Origin of the sequence: Bradyrhizobium sp. (genome assembly GCF_030646015.1) — a bacterium.
Lineage (GTDB): Bacteria > Pseudomonadota > Alphaproteobacteria > Rhizobiales > Xanthobacteraceae > Bradyrhizobium.
In genome coordinates, this window is record NZ_JAUSLT010000115.1 from 1 (window position 1) to 15418 (window position 15418).

15 protein-coding genes are annotated in these 15418 nt (G+C 63.2%); 11 read left to right on the forward strand and 4 right to left on the reverse strand.

The annotated features are described in order from the left end of the window. From Q7T45_RS18195 to Q7T45_RS18220, 6 genes are all read left to right on the forward strand, one after another. The coding region (locus Q7T45_RS18195) for a thiamine pyrophosphate-dependent enzyme (protein WP_304872423.1) at positions 1 to 391 on the forward strand (391 nt) is incomplete at its 5' end. Between the two features lie 169 nt (positions 392 to 560). Beyond that, positions 561 to 1265, forward strand: a complete 705-nt coding sequence (locus Q7T45_RS18200; protein ID WP_304872424.1) for an SDR family oxidoreductase — start codon at positions 561 to 563, stop codon at positions 1263 to 1265. Positions 1266 to 1293: 28 nt separating this feature from the next. Next, positions 1294 to 2718 carry an FAD-binding protein gene (locus Q7T45_RS18205; protein ID WP_304872427.1) on the forward strand — a complete coding sequence of 475 codons (1425 nt, stop codon included), beginning with the start codon at positions 1294 to 1296 and terminating at the stop codon, positions 2716 to 2718. A 20-nt stretch (positions 2719 to 2738) separates the two neighbouring features. Beyond that, positions 2739 to 3122, forward strand: a complete 384-nt coding sequence (locus Q7T45_RS18210; protein ID WP_304872429.1) for a cupin domain-containing protein — start codon at positions 2739 to 2741, stop codon at positions 3120 to 3122. Between the two features lie 16 nt (positions 3123 to 3138). Then, positions 3139 to 4839: an FAD-dependent oxidoreductase gene (locus Q7T45_RS18215; protein ID WP_304872443.1), complete on the forward strand. Its 1701-nt coding sequence runs from the start codon at positions 3139 to 3141 to the stop codon at positions 4837 to 4839. After that, a complete protein-coding gene (locus Q7T45_RS18220) occupies positions 4836 to 5654 on the forward strand; it encodes a sugar phosphate isomerase/epimerase (RefSeq protein WP_304872430.1) in 819 nt (272 codons plus the stop codon). The genes Q7T45_RS18215 and Q7T45_RS18220 overlap by 4 nt, the downstream gene beginning before the upstream one ends. Before the next feature lie 9 nt (positions 5655 to 5663). On the opposite strand, the gene Q7T45_RS18225 is transcribed toward Q7T45_RS18220, so the two are convergent. After that, positions 5664 to 6059: a hypothetical protein gene (locus Q7T45_RS18225; RefSeq protein WP_304872431.1), complete on the reverse strand. Its 396-nt coding sequence runs from the start codon at positions 6057 to 6059 to the stop codon at positions 5664 to 5666. A gap of 459 nt (positions 6060 to 6518) precedes the next feature. On the opposite strand from Q7T45_RS18225, the gene Q7T45_RS18230 reads away from it, so the two are divergent. Further along, a complete protein-coding gene (locus Q7T45_RS18230) occupies positions 6519 to 7919 on the forward strand; it encodes a selenium-binding protein SBP56-related protein (protein ID WP_304872433.1) in 1401 nt (466 codons plus the stop codon). A gap of 185 nt (positions 7920 to 8104) precedes the next feature. Then, complete coding sequence (locus tag Q7T45_RS18235; RefSeq protein WP_304872434.1) at positions 8105 to 8785, forward strand: hypothetical protein; 681 nt, start codon at positions 8105 to 8107, stop codon at positions 8783 to 8785. Between the two features lie 396 nt (positions 8786 to 9181). On the opposite strand, the gene Q7T45_RS18240 is transcribed toward Q7T45_RS18235, so the two are convergent. The 3 genes from Q7T45_RS18240 to Q7T45_RS18250 form a co-directional block, all read right to left on the reverse strand. Next, a complete protein-coding gene (locus tag Q7T45_RS18240) occupies positions 9182 to 9304 on the reverse strand; it encodes a hypothetical protein (protein ID WP_304872435.1) in 123 nt (40 codons plus the stop codon). 395 nt (positions 9305 to 9699) lie between these two features. Then, positions 9700 to 10776, reverse strand: coding sequence for a tartrate dehydrogenase (locus Q7T45_RS18245; RefSeq protein ID WP_304872436.1), 1077 nt, complete (start codon positions 10774 to 10776; stop codon positions 9700 to 9702). A gap of 67 nt (positions 10777 to 10843) precedes the next feature. Next, positions 10844 to 11833: a tripartite tricarboxylate transporter substrate-binding protein gene (locus tag Q7T45_RS18250; RefSeq protein ID WP_304872438.1), complete on the reverse strand. Its 990-nt coding sequence runs from the start codon at positions 11831 to 11833 to the stop codon at positions 10844 to 10846. A gap of 144 nt (positions 11834 to 11977) precedes the next feature. On the opposite strand from Q7T45_RS18250, the gene Q7T45_RS18255 reads away from it, so the two are divergent. The 3 genes from Q7T45_RS18255 to Q7T45_RS18265 all read left to right on the forward strand — a co-directional run. Beyond that, on the forward strand, positions 11978 to 12883 hold the full coding sequence (locus tag Q7T45_RS18255) for a LysR family transcriptional regulator (protein WP_304872440.1): 906 nt from the start codon (positions 11978 to 11980) through the stop codon (positions 12881 to 12883). A gap of 206 nt (positions 12884 to 13089) precedes the next feature. Beyond that, positions 13090 to 14226: an efflux RND transporter periplasmic adaptor subunit gene (locus tag Q7T45_RS18260; protein ID WP_304872441.1), complete on the forward strand. Its 1137-nt coding sequence runs from the start codon at positions 13090 to 13092 to the stop codon at positions 14224 to 14226. Then, positions 14226 to 15418: efflux RND transporter permease subunit (locus tag Q7T45_RS18265; RefSeq protein WP_304872442.1), on the forward strand; the 1193-nt coding region annotated here is incomplete at its 3' end. The genes Q7T45_RS18260 and Q7T45_RS18265, both read left to right, overlap by 1 nt.

Consider the following 15418-nt stretch of genomic DNA (forward strand, 5'->3'; position numbering starts at 1 on the left):
GCACGCCAACGTGCTGGGGACGGCGGTCGAATATAATCTGCCCGTGGTCTGGGTGGTCTGGAACAACTACGCCTATGCCTCGATCCGGGGCCTGCAGCGCGGCTATCTCGGCGGCCGCGAACTCGCCACCGACTTCCATGACCCGACCACCGGGCAGCGCTACAATCCGGATTTCGCGGCGATGGCGCGTTCCTGCGGCGTCGAGGGCGTGCGCGTCGACCGCGCCGGCGATCTCGGCGAAGCCATTCGCAAGGGCATCGCCGCCAACAAGCCTTACCTGATCGATGTCGATATCGCCGCCGATATCAATCCTTCCGGCGCCGGCATCTGGGAATTGCCCGGCCTCGGGCGAAGCAAGCCGGGCATCGGGACGCGATTCGACCCGACCTGATCGTCATCATTCTCTCCACGTCATTGCGAGCGGAGCGAAGCAATCCAGCTTTACCGCGGCAAAGGTGGATTGCTTCGTCGCTTCCGCCTTCGCTCTGCGAGCTTCGGCGGACAAGTCGCTCCTCGCAATGACGAGGAGATATTGAACAAGGATCATCGGGGGAATTGGTATGCAGCTTACAGGCAAGAAGGTCGTCGTTATCGGAGGTTCCTCCGGTATCGGTCTTGCGACCGCCGAACTCGCCAGGCGGGAAGGCGCTGATGTCGTTGTCGCCTCCCGCAATGTCGAGCGGCTGGATGCGGTCGCAGCCAAGCTGAACGCCACCGCGATTCCCGCTGACGTCACCAGCGATGAAAGCATCGCCGATCTGTTCCGCCGTTGTGGCCCGGTCGACCATGTCGTGGTCACCGCGGCGCAGCTGCGCACCGGGCCGTTCAAGACCGTGGCGATGGACGACGTGCGCGCCACCATGGAAAGCAAGTTCTGGGGCGCCTGGCGCGTCGCGCGATCGGCTGAGATCCGGCCCGGCGGATCGCTCACGCTGGTTTCCGGCTTTCTCAGCATTCGGCCGCGGCCGAACTCCGCCATTGTCGGCGCCGCCAACGGCGCGATCGAGTCGCTGGCGCGCAGCCTCGCGCTGGAACTGGCGCCGGTGCGGGTCAACGCCGTCTCGCCCGGGATCATCGATACGCCGATCCGCGCCGCCATGCCGGAAGAGGCGCGCCGCGACATGCTCGCGAAAACGGCGGCCGGACTGCCGGTCGGCCGCGTCGGCACCGGCGAGGATATCGCACGGCAGATCCTCGCCTTCATGACGATCGGCTTTGCGACGGGATCGATCGTCTATATCGATGGGGGAGCGCTGATTACCTAAGCGAGGCCCGAGCCGTGATTTCCTGCAGATGACGCGAAATCCTTCAAAGCTGGTGGTGGTCGGTCATGGCGCGGCGGGCCTCGCCGCGGCGCTCTCGGTGGCCGAGCAGGCGCGCAGCCGGGGACTGGATATCGACGTCACCTTGCTCGAGAAGTCGAGCCAGGCCGATGCCGGAGGAAATACACGCTGGAGTCCTTCCTATATTCGCCTTGCAGCACCCGATCGGGTCGCGCCCGACTTTGAAGAGGACATGCGGGAAGCCTCGGGCGGATCGGCCGATCGAAGCTATTTTCGCAAGCTCGCCGGCCATGCGGTGCGTACGATTGGCTGGCTCCAGTCGCATGGCGTCGAATTCGTCACGCCGATCTATTATCTCAGCGCCGGGCCGGCCCGGATCCAGCCGCTGGGCGGCGGCAGCGCCATCGTCGAAAAGCTCCTCGCGGCTGCCACAAGCGCAGGGGTGAAGGTTCGCTACCAACACGAGGCGAAGGCGCTGGTACTCGGCAAGGGCGGTCGCGTCAGCGGCATTGCCGTCCTGTCCGCTGACGGAGCTTCGATCACGCTGGACGCTGGCGCCGTGATTCTCGCCTCGGGCGGATTCCAGGGAAATCCCGCGATGATGCGCGCGCAGTTCGGCGCCGCCGCCGAAACGATAAAACTCATCTCGCCGGGAACGCGTTTCGACACTGGCGACGGCATCCGCATGGCGACGGACCATGGCGCAAGCGTTTCCGGCGACTGGAACGGCATGCATATCGAACCGATCGATCCGCGCAGCACGGGTTCCGCGCCGGTCGTGCTGGTCTACCCCTACGGGATCGTGGTCGATCAGGATGGCCGCCGCTTCATGGATGAAGGAAGCGGTCTCGTGCACGAAACCTGGGAAGCGTTCGCCCGCGATATCCATTTCGCGCGGCCAAACAGTATCGCTTATGCGATCCTCGACAGCCGCCTGTTCGATATTGAGGGCTATCAGCGCGCGATCCGGTCGGAGGTGCCGCCGTATCAATCGCCGTTGCTCGAAGACCTTGCGGCGCAGATCCGGGTTCCCGCGCGTAATCTGATCGAGACGGTCGAGGCCTTCAACGCGGCGGCAACCGGTAATGTCGGGCAATTCGATGCGACCCGCTGCGATGGACTGGCGACGGCAACCGAATTGGAGCCGCCGAAATCAAACTGGGCGCGACCGATCACGAAGCCTCCCTTTCTTGCGTATCCCCTGGTCGGCGGGCTCGCCTACACATTTGGTGGTCTTGCGACCAACGAGAAGGCGGAGGTTTTGGGCGCGCAAGCGCCGATGCCGGGCCTCTACGCGGCCGGCGAAACCACCGGACATTTTTATGGCACCGCGCCGAATGCCGTTGCGGTGTTGCGGGCATTGGTCTTCGGGCGGATTGCCGGATGCGAGGCCGTCGACTTCGTCGCGGGCCTCGGGGAAAACGGCCAAGGATGAGAACAACAGGGAGATTAACGATGGCCTTTGAAGAGAACGGTGCCTTCATCCGCAATATCGCCGAAGTGCCATGGCGCGAATTTCCCAATCATTTCGGCGGCGCCTTGTCGAAGCCGCTGGTGATGCCGGAGACGGCGGGGTCGCGTCACATCGACTATCGCATCTCCATGTATCAGCCGATGGCGCATGTCGCGAGACACAAGCATCAGGTTCAGGAACAGATCTACCACGTGCTCGAAGGCGAGGGATTGATGGAGATCGCCGGCAAGAACCATGTCGTGCGCAAGCATGATTTCATCTTTCTGCCGCCGGGCGTCGAGCACGCCATCTCGAATTCGGGTCTGGTCGATCTGGTGTTTCTGGTGATCACCTCACCGGTCACCGACGACGGCAAGGTTCTCTGACCGCGCGGGCGTGCACATCATGCCGGTTTCCGACGCCTACGATGTCGTGGTAATTGGCGCGGGCGCCGGCGGCATGACGGCGGCCGCGGTCGCTGCCGCGGAGGGACTGAGCGTTCTCGTGATCGAGAAGACCGAGTTTGTCGGGGGAACCACGGCCTGGTCGGGCGGGATGGTCTGGATCCCGGTGAACGCCCAGATGAAACAGGCAGGTCTGCCCGACAGTCCATCCGATGCCGCCGATTATCTCGCCGCCACCGTTCCCGAACCCGAGAATAGCGATCTGCGAGACACCTTTCTCTCGCGCGGACCAGAGGCGATAGATTATCTCGAAGCGAATACCGAGGTGAGGCTACAGCCGGTGAAGGTGTATCCCGACTATTATCCTGATCTGCCGGGCGCCACCGCGGGAGGCCGGGTGCTGGAACCCGTCAGCTTCGATGGGGCGCAACTCGGCAAGCTTTTCGGGCGGCTGCGCCCGCCGCTGCCGGAATTCACCCTGTTCGGCGGCATGATGGTCAATCGATCAGACATTCCGCACCTTCGCAAATTCGGGCGTTCGGTTCGCTCGACGCTGCGGTCGCTCCGCCTGATTTCGCGCCATGCGCTGCAACGGCTTCGCGCGCCCCGGGGTACCACGCTGCATCTGGGCAATGCGCTGGCGGCGCGGCTTTACGCCTCGTTGCTGGCCCGGAACGTCGAGATCCTGTTCGACACCAGCGTCGAGCAGTTGCTGATCGACGGCGATGGCGTTCGCGGGGTGCGGGTCGCAGGCTCATTCGGCGTCCGCTCGATCGCAGCGCGCAGGGGCGTAGTGCTGGCGACCGGAGGATTTTCGCACGATGTAGACCTTCGCGAAAAGTTCTTTCCCGCTGCGGCAGGTTCTGTCTCCGCCACGGCGCCCGCCGGGACAGGAGATGGTTTGCGTCTGGCGATGGCCGGTGGCGCCGGCATCGGGACGCGTGTGGCGGATCCCGCCTATTGGGTGCCGGCGTCGCTGTTCCGGCGGGCCGATGGCAGCCAGGGCGTTTTCCCGCACACGGTGACGGACCGCGCGAAGCCGGGTGTCATCGCGGTCAATGCGGCAGGGCGGCGCTTCGTCAATGAAGCGCTGTCGTACCACGAGTTCGTCCGCGCCATGCTGGCAGACGGCAACGATACGCAGGGTCGTCCGTTCTTCCTTGTCGGCGATCGTCGATTTCTCTGGAGCTACGGGCTTGGTCGTATCAAGCCGTTCAGCTGGCGCATCGGAGGCTACCTCAGAAGCGGCGAGCTGATTGAGGCGCCGAGCATCGGTGCGCTTGCCGATTCGATCGGCGTCGAAAAATCGGTGTTGGTCGCTACCGTGGACAATTACAACGAGCATGCGCGGATCGGGAGTGACCCGCAATTCGGACGCGGCTCGACGATCTATCAGCGCCACCTCGGTGACGCCGGTCATTCGCCCAATCCCTGCGTCGCGCCGATCGAGCGCGCGCCGTTTTATGCGCTTCGGATCTATCCAGCGGACCTTGGCACCGCTGTCGGCCTTCGAACCGATTCCGATGCGCGGGTCCTGAACACGAATGGCGTACCGGTCACCGGCCTCTATGCCTGCGGCAACGACATGGGCTCGATCATGAACGGAAACTACCCGGGACCCGGCATCACGCTCGGACCGGCGCTGACATTCGGCTACATCGCCGGCCGTGATCTGGCGCGGCAAAGGGGACAAGCATGACCAACATGGCCGTCGGGTTTGGCGTGAATACCTATTCCTATATTTTCAACGGCAGTGCAGCCGATACCGTCGCGCGGCTGGCCGACCAGGGCTATGGCGGGGTCGAGCTGATGTTTTTTCCCGGCCACCTCTGGCCGGCCGAGCTTGACGCGGCCTCGCTGCGCGGCTTGCGCAATCTGTGCGAAGCGCGGCTGCGGCTGGTGTCGGTCAACATGCCGAACGTCGACATGAATATCGCCGCGGCCGCCGAGGAAATGCGGACCTACACGCTCGATCTGCTGGTGCAGTTCGTGCGCTGCGCCGGTGAATTGGGAGCAGGCGGGATCATTGTTGGTCCGGGAAAACCCAATCCGCTGTTTCCGATGCCGAGGGATCGCATGATCTCGCACTTCTATCGTGCGCTGGATACGCTGGCGCCATTGGCGCGGCAGGTCGGCACCAGGCTTCTGATCGAGAACATGCCGTTCGCATTCCTGCCGGATGCGGACTCGCTGATGAACGCGGTCGACGGCTATGGCGATGACAGCATTCGCGTGATCTATGACGTGGCGAACGCCCATTTCGTCGGCGAGGCGCCGACCGACGGATTGCGACGCGTCCGCGACCGCGTCAGCCTCGTGCATTTTTCCGATACGACGCGGCAAAGTTACAAGCACGATCCCTTGGGGTATGGCGATGTTCCGCTCACCGGCATTGCATCGACCATGAAGGAGATCCGATGTACCGAGCTGCCGATGCTGGAGGTGATTTCGCATAACCCCGATGCCGATATCGCCGACAGCTGCAGGCGTCTTCAGCAAGCGGGGTTTGGTTGAAATGCCTGATCATGCTGCCACGTCCCAAAGCTGCGGCGAACCACGCAGCAGCACGCTGCGTCCTTTCGCCGTAATGACGGGACCATCGCCGGCCATGGCCGCGAGCTTGAGCGCGATCAGGCTCGCAGTCAGTCGATCCTTGATGCGGCGTTCGGCTGCGGGCAGGCGAAGCGCCTTCAGCGCTTCCCATTGATCCCGTGTCAGGTCGTAGTCGAATTCCGCGTTCATGGCTGCCTCGATGCGTTGCTTGCGGGCGTGTCTTACAAAGCCAGCGTGAACGGGATGCGACCACAATGAGTCGGGATTTCGTTCGAAGCGATTTTTAAATTTGCCGTGGACTGGAAATGATCGAAACGGACTGTCACAACAACGTGTCAATGAAATCTGATCGTTCCGAATCAGCATCTGCGATCTGCCGGTCACGGCCGCACCGCCGGCGCCTCGATCGGTATGCCGCGGGCGCGCGACATCAGATAGAGCTCCAACTCGACCATCCCGCCCCGACATCGTGACGTTCACGAAACGCCCCTCCGAGATGGGGCAGGGCGGGGGATTCTGCAAAAAGTGATCTGCCCGACGTGTTAAGCGAAATGTTCTGAAAAGGGGGACTGGACAGGGCAAATCGCCTTGATCCGGTTCGAGAAATTAGTTTTTCGCGCAACGCGGGAAGGAGTTTAGACGGCGATTGCCGATCAACGACCTCCACTTTCCGTCGTCAGTGCCTTCAATTAGGCTTGACCTCATTGCAATAATCGACGCCGCGCGCAGGCCAAGTGCAGCTCTCGCAAAACTCAATATGCCGGAATTGCTGCCGCGTGCCACTGAGACGTTTCAGTATGCAACGTTCAACAGGGAGGCAGTACGATGACAATCAGGCCCGACCCGACCTTCCACGCATCGCCGAAACTGGCCATGGAGGCGCCGCCCGAGAACTTCGCCTATACCTTGCTGCTCAGCCCGGACTTCTCGAAGTCCGATGCGCTCGCGGTGATCGACGTCAAGCCGGGGTCTCCGACCTACAGCCAGATCGTCCACACGGTAACGATGCCGAACAAGGGCGACGAGTTTCACCACTTCGGATGGAATGCCTGCTCGTCTTCGCTGTCGCCGCTCTCCGGGCACGCCTTCCTGGAGCGTCGCTATCTCATCATCCCCGGTATCCGGTCCTCTCGCATCTATATCGTCGATACCAAGCCTGATCCGACGCAGGCGAAGATTCACAAGATCATCGAGCCCGAGGAAATCTTCAAAAAGACCGGTTACTCGCGGCCGCACACCATTCACTGCGGTCCTGACGGTATCTATGTCAGCACGCTCGGCGGCGGTGGCAAGGATGGCACCGACGGACCGCCCGGCGTCTTCATCATGGACTGCCAGACTTTCGAGGTGCTCGGGCGGTGGGAGATCGATCGCGGTCCGCAGACGCTGCATTATGACTTCTGGTGGAACCTGCCGCGCGACTACATGGTGACGAGCGAGTGGGCCTTGCCGCCGCAGTTCGAGAACGGGATCGTGCCGGAGGATCTGCTCTCCAACAAATACGGCCACCGGGTCCACTTCTGGGATCTGAGCGCCCGGCGCAACGTCCAGACCATCGATCTCGGCGCCAATCATCAGATGGCGCTGGAGGTGCGGCCCGCCCACGATCCGGTTCGCGAATACGGCTTCCTCGGCGTCGTGGTCGACACCACCAACCTCGAAGGCTCGATCTGGACCTGGTGGCGCGAGGGCGGAAAATTCCACATCGAGAAGACGGCGACGATTCCACCGGAAGCCGCACCCAAGGAGCAGCTGCCGCCGCTGCTGCAGGGATTCGGCGCGGTGCCGCCGCTGGTCACCGACATCGACCTGTCGATGGATGACAGGTTTCTCTACGTCTCCTGCTGGGGCACCGGCGAGATGCGTCAATATGATGTCAGCGATCCCAGAAAGCCGAAGCTTTCGGGCTCCGTGCACATCGGGGGCATCGTTCGCCGCACGCCGCATCCGAACGGCAAGACATATGCGGGTGGTCCGCAGATGGTGGAGATCAGCCGCGACGGCAAGCGGGTGTACTGGACCAACTCGCTCTATTCGACGTGGGACAACCAGTTCTATCCCGAGGGAATGCCGGGCGCCGAGGTGATGGCCAATGCAGGTGCCAATGGTGGCCTCGAACTGGCTGGGGATTACTGGGTGAGTTTCCCGCAGGGATACCGGGCACATCAAATCCGGCTCGACGGCGGCGACTGCTCGACCGATTCGTTCTGCTATCCCTCGGCCTAGTACTCACGATCAAGATCGGGCGAATCGCTTGCTGTTCATGCTTCGAGACGCTCGCGCCGCTCGCTCCTCAGCATGAGGCTGTTATGTTGCAACAGATCAAACCTCATCCTGAGGAGCCGCGCGCGCTTCGCGCGGTGTCTCGAAGGATGGGCCGCAACGCCGATTCGTGAACCCAGGTACTGAAGTTGAGTGCAGCCGACTGGACAGTTGCGGGCCTCTGGCTGGCCGTCGTCGCGAGCGGCCTCTATCACGGGGCGAACCCGGGGATGGGGTGGCCGCTCGCGGTTTCGGCCGGACTGATGGAAAAGAGTGCGCGCGCGCTGTTTATGGCGCTGTGGCCGCTATGGGCGGGCCATTTGCTGGCCATGCTGCTGGTCATGCTTCCCTTCGCGCTGCTGGTCACCCTGGTCCAGTGGCAGCGTCCGATCCAGGCCGGCGCCAGCCTTCTGGTGATCGGATTTGGTGTGTTCCGGCTGATCAATCAGCGCCATCCCCGCGCGCTCGCCCGGATACGGCCGGCGCAATTGGGGCTGTGGTCCTTCGCGGTGGCGATCGCGCATGGCGCCGGATTGATGCTGGTGCCGATCTATCTCGGGCTGTGTCAGGCCGCCGACCTTGACGCAGGCCATGCGGCGGCAGGCAGGCTGATCAATACCAATCTCGGCATGGCCGTGCTGGTGTCCGTTGTGCACTCCGCCGCGATGATCGCGGCCGGGGGGTGCGCGGCGTGGCTGGTGTACCGTTATCTCGGCCTGAAATTCGTGGCCCGCAGCTGGTTCAATCTGGACGCCGTCTGGGCCGTCAGCCTCATCGTGGTCGGGACCATTGCACTGGTCATCAGCCTCGCGGACGCAAGCCACGCATGAGGGGATCAGGCCCGCGACATCCGGTCATGGCTCCACGCGGATAGCGAGGGCCAAAATGGACGTTCGCTAGGCGCCGACCCGTTCCTTCAACTCATCGAACTGGGCGGGCCGATAGACGGTTCCGTCAGGCGTTGCGATCTCAACGTCCCAGCAACCGTCGGATATCAATTCCCCGGCTTTCTTCAGTGCAGCCGGGACTGACTCCCGGTTGAGCGTAACGCTTCCCGCGGTATCCTGCGCAGTAATCAAAAACCTCATATGATCGGCTCCCGGCGCAACGTGTCGACCATTCTGGCCTAGCGCTCGGCGGCGTCAAGAGCGTAACTGGTCCAGGCGGGTTCCAATTGGTTAACGGGCTTGCAGGAACCCGCCCCAGGCGAGGTGCGATACGGGGCGCTACTCCTCGGTCGGGCCGGGAAGAGCCTGACGAAGGCGTTGAGCTTCCTGCCAGGTCTCGCGAACCTCCTTGCCGAAGCGAATGAGCTTGTTTGCCGCCTGCACGATGATGAGCATGATCATGGCTAGCGGCCTGCTCTCAAGTAGAGACGCTCGATTTGACGCTCGGCGTCATCGGTCTGCTTGATCCCGCGGATGGCAAGGTATTGCTCAACCGTGCGCTCAGCCCGTCGCTGACGGGCGCGCAACAATCGTGCGAAAAATGAAGGTTTTTTGGTCGGGGCAGAAAGCCAGGCCCCAGTGGTTAGTACGTTCGCCATAGGTGGCTCCTTTTTTTGGAGTTGTCCTTGAGCGAATTTCCTTTCCCTGTTTACAGATAGGTACAGTGGAGCGTTAATGCGAGGTTAAATAGCGCGCATCGTGCACTAAATTTGGAGTCCCTCACGCAAATGTAATGGATGTCGAAACGTTCGGCCGCGGTGGCCCGGTCAACCAGGTAATGCTGGCGTGGGTTAGCCTCAGTCGTTGGCGCCGTGGATGGAGTCGATCACGGCAGCGGTGACTTCCGTGGTCCGGGCCTTGCCGCCGAGATCCGGCGTGTGAAAGCGCGGGTCCGCGGTGACGCGCTCGATCGCCTGCATCAGCCGCGTCGCGGCGGCCGGCTCGCCGAGATGCTCCAGCATCATCACCGAAGACCAGAACGTGCCGACCGGATTGGCGATGCCCTTGCCGATGATGTCGAAGGCCGAGCCGTGAATCGGTTCGAACATCGAGGGGTACGTGCGCTCCGGATTGAGGTTCGCCGTCGGCGCGATGCCGAGCGAGCCGGCAAGGGCTGCGGCGAGATCCGACAGCACATCGGCATGCAGGTTGGTGGCGACCACGGTATCGATGGTTTCCGGCTTCATCACCATGCGCATGGTCATGGCGTCGACCAGCATCTTGTCCCAGCTGACGTCCTTGTACTCGGCCGCGATCTCGTTCGCGATCTCGTCCCACATCACCATGGCATGGCGCTGGGCATTGGATTTGGTCACGACGGTCAACAGTTTTCGCGGGCGGGACTGCGCCAGCCTGAACGCAAAGCGCATGATGCGCTCGACGCCGGCGCGGGTCAGGATCGAGACGTCGGTCGCGACCTCGAGCGGCAGCCCCTTGTGGACGCGGCCGCCGACCCCGGCATATTCGCCTTCCGAGTTTTCGCGGACGATGACCCAGTCGAGTTCCGGGCCATGAACGTTGCGCAACGGGCTGGTGATCCCCGGCAGGATGCGGGTCGGCCGGACATTGGCATATTGATCGAACGGCTGGCAGATCGCGAGGCGCAGGCCCCACAGCGTGATGTGGTCGGGCACGTCGGGCGCGCCGGCCGAGCCGAACAGGATGGCGTCGTGTCCCCTGATCTGGTCGCGGCCATTCTCCGGCATCATGATGCCGTGTTTCTTGTAGTACTCGGAACCCCAGTCGAAATGATCGACCTTGAACTTGAAACTGCCGTCGCGCTGGGCCAGCGCGTGCAGGACCTCGACACCGGCGGCAATGACTTCGGTGCCGATCCCGTCACCCGGGATCGCTGCAATGGCATAGGTCTTCATGAAGTCTCTCCGGACCGCTGATAGCCGCGTGTCGTTTGTCGTTGATTAATCGCCGGTGGCGGAAAACTCAGTTTCCCTTCGCCCCGGCAGCCTTGATGACGGCGCTCCAGCGCGGCACTTCGGCGGTCAGATGCGACTTGAGGGCCGCCGGTGTCGCCAGTTCCGGTTTGACCGGTTCGGTGCCGAGGCTCGCAAACCGTTCGATCACCTTGGGATCCTTCAGCGCGGCCTGAAGGGCCGCGACAAGCTTGTCGGAAGCCTCCTTCGGCAATCCCTTCGGTGCCCACATCGCGTGCCAGGCCGACACCTCGAATCCCTTGACGGCTCCGGAGTCGAGCGGCGGCAGATCGGGCAGCGATGAGACCTTCGATTTGGTCGTGACCGCAAAACCCTTGATCCTGTTTTCTTTGATCTGGTTGGTGGTGTTGGTGGTCTGGTCGCACATCACGTCGAACTGGCCGCCCAGCAGGTCGTTCATGGCCGGGCCGGTGCCGCGATAGGGGATGCCGTTGATCTGCACGCCGAGCTCCTTCATCAGCATCAGCATGCACAGATGCGAGGCCGAGCCGATACCGGCATGCCCATAGGTGGCCTTGTCCTTGTTGGCGCGGATCCACGCCAGCAGCTCGGTGACGTTGGTGGGCGGCAATGTCGATTTTGATACCAGGGTCATGGGCACGTCGGTGATGCGGCCGAGGTGATCGAAATCCGCGACGACGTCGTATTTGAGGGAGTCGTAAAGCGCGGGTGCTGTGGCATGCGCGATGTGCCAGACCGCGACGGTGTAGCCGTCGGCCGCCGACTTCGACACCCGCGCCATGCCGAGCGTGCCGCCGGCGCCGCCGACGTTTTCGACCAGCACCGTCTGGCCGAGGGTGCGGCCCATCGATTCCGCGATGAGGCGGGCCACGGTGTCGGTCGGCCCGCCGGATGCCGCGGGAACGATCAGCGTGATCGGCTTGGTCGGAAAGGCGGTCTGCGCCGTGACGGCGTGCGCCGCGAAGGTGGAAATGGCGGCGAGGGCACTGGTTAGGATCGCGCGACGATTGAACCGCATTGGTCACTCCCATCAAATTTATCGGCTGGCTGATTCCGCCTGAAGGTCAGCGCTTGCCGGCACGCTACGTCCTGATGTCACACCCCTTCAATCGGCATACGATTATACAAATATTTGATATAATCTGGCGCAGGGAGGACCCAGATGGAACTGCACCAGCTTCGCTGTTTCGTGGCCGCGGCCGAGGAACTGCATTTCGGCCGCGCGGCGCAACGGCTCGAAATGCTGCCCTCGGCACTTGGGCGTTACATCCGGCTGCTCGAAGACCGGCTCGGCACGAGGCTGATGACGCGCACCACCCGCAGCGTCACGCTGACCGATGACGGCGCCGCTTTGCTCAAGGACGCCCGCCATTTGCTGGCGCAGGCGGACAGTCTTGCGGTCAAATTCCACGCCCGCGGCCGCAAGCAGGCGGCGACCATCCGTCTCGGCGCGATCGATAGCGCGGCAGCGGGCCTGCTGCCGATGCTGCTGCACGATTTTCGCGAGCGCAGGCCGGATGTCACGGTGAAGCTGGCGGAGGACAAGACGATCCGCCTGCTGCCGCGGCTGATCTCCGGCCGGCTCGACATGGCGCTGGTGCGGCCGCCAGTCAATCCGGACAAGCGGCTCGAATTTCTGTTTCTGCTGCACGAAACCGCCGTGGTCGCGGTATCCGATCGCCATCCCCTCGCGTCGAGAAAACGCGTTGATATCACCGATCTCGCCGAGCAGCCGCTGATCGTGCCCGAGCGCCGTTCGCGTCCGCACAGCCACGATCTCACCATGAAGCTGTTTGCCCAGGCGGGGTTGCAGGCGCGCGTGGTGCAGCTGGCCGATGAAAAGCAGACCATCGTCAATCTGGTCGCCGCCGAACTCGGCGTTGCCATCGTTCCCCGATGGACTTCCCGCATGGCGGCGCGCGGCGTCCGCTACATCCCGCTCGAGGCGTCCGACATGAACCGGCTGCCGCTGGCGGCGGCCTGGGCCCGCGGCACGCGCGATCCCGTGCGGGACGAAATGCTTGAAGTGCTCAAGGCTTCGCTTGCGCGCTATGCAAAGGAAGCTTGAAGCAGGTTTGCCGGATCGCAGCGCAGGCCAGGCGCGAACGCGTCGCAATTGCATCCACCTCGATCGAGACGGTTGAATAGACGAGCGAGCTGAGGGCGCAACCGATCGCTTGATACAAATCAATCCACCAGAGACTGCACGGAATACTGAAGGCTCAACGGAACGCGCGACTTGGCGGCGTCATCCGATGACATGGTTTCTTGCCGATGGATTTCGCTCAGGCGATCGCAAACCTTTGCTCGCGACGCGGGTTGATTCGGGCCTTGCTTGCAGTCGCCTTGATAGGCCCGGCAACCATGTCGCTGGCTGACGATGAGGTAAAGCTAAGCCCCGCGCAGGCACAAACCCTGGGCGTTCGCGTCGCGCATCCCATCTCGAGCCGGACAGACCTGACGCTGCCCTATCCGGCCCAGATTGTTATCCCTACCCCGCAACTGTGGGTCGTCAGCGCTCCCGTGGCCGGCATGGTCACCAGCCTGTCGGTGGCGCGAGGCGACCGGGTTAATTCCGGCCAGCCGCTCGTCACGCTCGAGAGCCCTAGCTTCGTGTCGCTTCAGCGCGACTACCTGCAGGCCTTCGCGCATGACGTTCTCGCGGCCCAGCAGCTGAAGCGGAACACCGAACTGTTCCAGGGGAATGCGGTGCCGCTGCGCGTGCTGGAGACCAGCCAGGCCGAAGCCCGGCAGGCAAGCATCGCGGTATCGGAACGAAAGCAAATGCTTCGGCTGAGTGGGCTCTCGGAGACGGCAATTTCGCGCCTGGCCAGCGAGACCGCGATTACGGCAACGCTCTCGGTCGCCTCGCCCCAGCCGGCAACCGCGGTTGAGATCGTGGTTTCCCCGGGCCAGCGGGTGGAGCAATCGGCCCCACTCGTCAAGCTCGCACGCTTGTCGCCCTTGTGGGTCGAGATTGCGATTCCGGCATTGAGCGTCCGCGCCATCCGACCGGGGGCGAGAGTGGAAATCGACGGCTACGTGACGCCGGGCCAGGTCGTGCTGGTTTCGGAAACGACTGACGTGGCGACCCAAACCATTCTGGTGCGAGCGGAGGTGCCGAATACCGGTGAACTACGCCCCGGGCAAACCGCCGCGGTACGGATCAATTTTCTTTCCTCCGGTGAGAGTGCCTGGGAGATCCCCTACAGCGCGCTTGTCCGACGCGGCGAAACGACGTCGGTCTTCGTCGCCATCGAGGGCGGATTTCGTATCGCGCCCGTGACGCTGCTGGCCGAGGACCAGGATCATGTCGTGGTATCCGGCGCGATCACGGACAAGGACGAAGTTGCCGTCAGCGGCATCACCGCCCTGCGAGGGATACTGCAACGGCTCGGGGCCGGCGAGTGATGCTCGAGCGTCTGGTCGCGTTCGCGCTTTCGCAGCGCATGTTCGTCGCCCTGAGCGTGCTTCTGCTCGTCGGCGCGGGCATCGTCGTCCTGCCTAGCCTGCCGATTGACGCATTTCCCGACGTCTCGCCGGTTCAGGTCAAAGTCATCATGAAAGCGCCGGGTCTTACCCCGGAGGAAGTCGAACAGCGGATCACGGTTCCAATCGAGCTCGAATTGCTCGGGTTGCCGAACAAGAAGATCCTCCGCTCGACGACGAAATACGCGCTTGCCGACATCACCGTCGATTTCGAAGACGGCACCGACATCTACTGGGGGCGCAACCAGGTTTCGGAACGCCTGGCCAACATCGCGCGCGACCTGCCGGAAGGCGTGACCGGCGGTCTCGCGCCGATCACCAGCCCGCTCGGCGAAATGTTTATGTTCACGATCGAGAGTCCCGATCTGTCGCTGGCGGAGCGGCGGAGCCTGCTCGATTGGGTGATCCGCCCGGCGCTGCGGACCGTTCCGGGGGTCGCCGACGTCAACTCGCTCGGCGGTCATGTGCGGGCCTTCGAGATCGTGCCGATCAGCGATGCGCTCGCCGCACGCGGCATTTCCTATGACCTGTTTCGACGGGCGATCGAGACCAATAGCCGCAACGACGGTGCCGGCCGCGTCAACCAGGGCGAAGACAGCGCCCTGGTCCGCATCGAGGGCAGCATCCGTTCGATCGACGACATCAAGGCCATCGTGGTCGAAACCAGGGACGGCATTCCGATCCGGGTCAACGATGTGGCCCGCGTTCTGGTGGGCTCGATGACGCGCTATGGCGCCGTCACGATCGACGGCCGCGGCGAAACGGTCGAGGGACTCGTGCTTGGCCTGCGTGGCGCCAATGCCGGGCAGCTCGTCCGCGACGTCCGCCAGCGCCTACAGGAGCTGCAGCCTTCGCTGCCGAAGAGCGTTTCCATCAACGTGTTTTACGACCGGAGCCGGCTGGTCGGCCGCGCCGTCGGAACCGTCGTGCGGGCGCTGGCTGAAGCCACGGTTCTGGTCATCGTGCTGCTGCTGTTGTTTCTCGGCAACTGGCGTGCCTCGCTGGTGATCGCCCTGAGCCTGCCGCTTGCGATCATGATCGCGCTGATCGTGATGCGCGCGGTCGGCATGTCGGCCAATCTGATGAGTCTGGGCGGACTCGCGATCGCCATCGG

Coding starts and splice junctions, on each gene's coding strand:
- Q7T45_RS18210 (WP_304872429.1), top strand. CDS start 2,739: ATGGCCTTTGAAGAGAACGGTGCCTTCATCCGCAATATCGCCGAAGTG.
- Q7T45_RS18230 (WP_304872433.1), top strand. CDS start 6,519: ATGACAATCAGGCCCGACCCGACCTTCCACGCATCGCCGAAACTGGCC.
- Q7T45_RS18240 (WP_304872435.1), bottom strand. CDS start 9,304: ATGATCATGCTCATCATCGTGCAGGCGGCAAACAAGCTCATTCGCTTC.
- Q7T45_RS18200 (WP_304872424.1), top strand. CDS start 561: ATGCAGCTTACAGGCAAGAAGGTCGTCGTTATCGGAGGTTCCTCCGGT.
- Q7T45_RS18220 (WP_304872430.1), top strand. CDS start 4,836: ATGACCAACATGGCCGTCGGGTTTGGCGTGAATACCTATTCCTATATT.
- Q7T45_RS18245 (WP_304872436.1), bottom strand. CDS start 10,776: ATGAAGACCTATGCCATTGCAGCGATCCCGGGTGACGGGATCGGCACC.
- Q7T45_RS18260 (WP_304872441.1), top strand. CDS start 13,090: ATGGATTTCGCTCAGGCGATCGCAAACCTTTGCTCGCGACGCGGGTTG.
- Q7T45_RS18255 (WP_304872440.1), top strand. CDS start 11,978: ATGGAACTGCACCAGCTTCGCTGTTTCGTGGCCGCGGCCGAGGAACTG.
- Q7T45_RS18250 (WP_304872438.1), bottom strand. CDS start 11,833: ATGCGGTTCAATCGTCGCGCGATCCTAACCAGTGCCCTCGCCGCCATT.
- Q7T45_RS18225 (WP_304872431.1), bottom strand. CDS start 6,059: ATGCTGATTCGGAACGATCAGATTTCATTGACACGTTGTTGTGACAGT.
- Q7T45_RS18205 (WP_304872427.1), top strand. CDS start 1,294: ATGACGCGAAATCCTTCAAAGCTGGTGGTGGTCGGTCATGGCGCGGCG.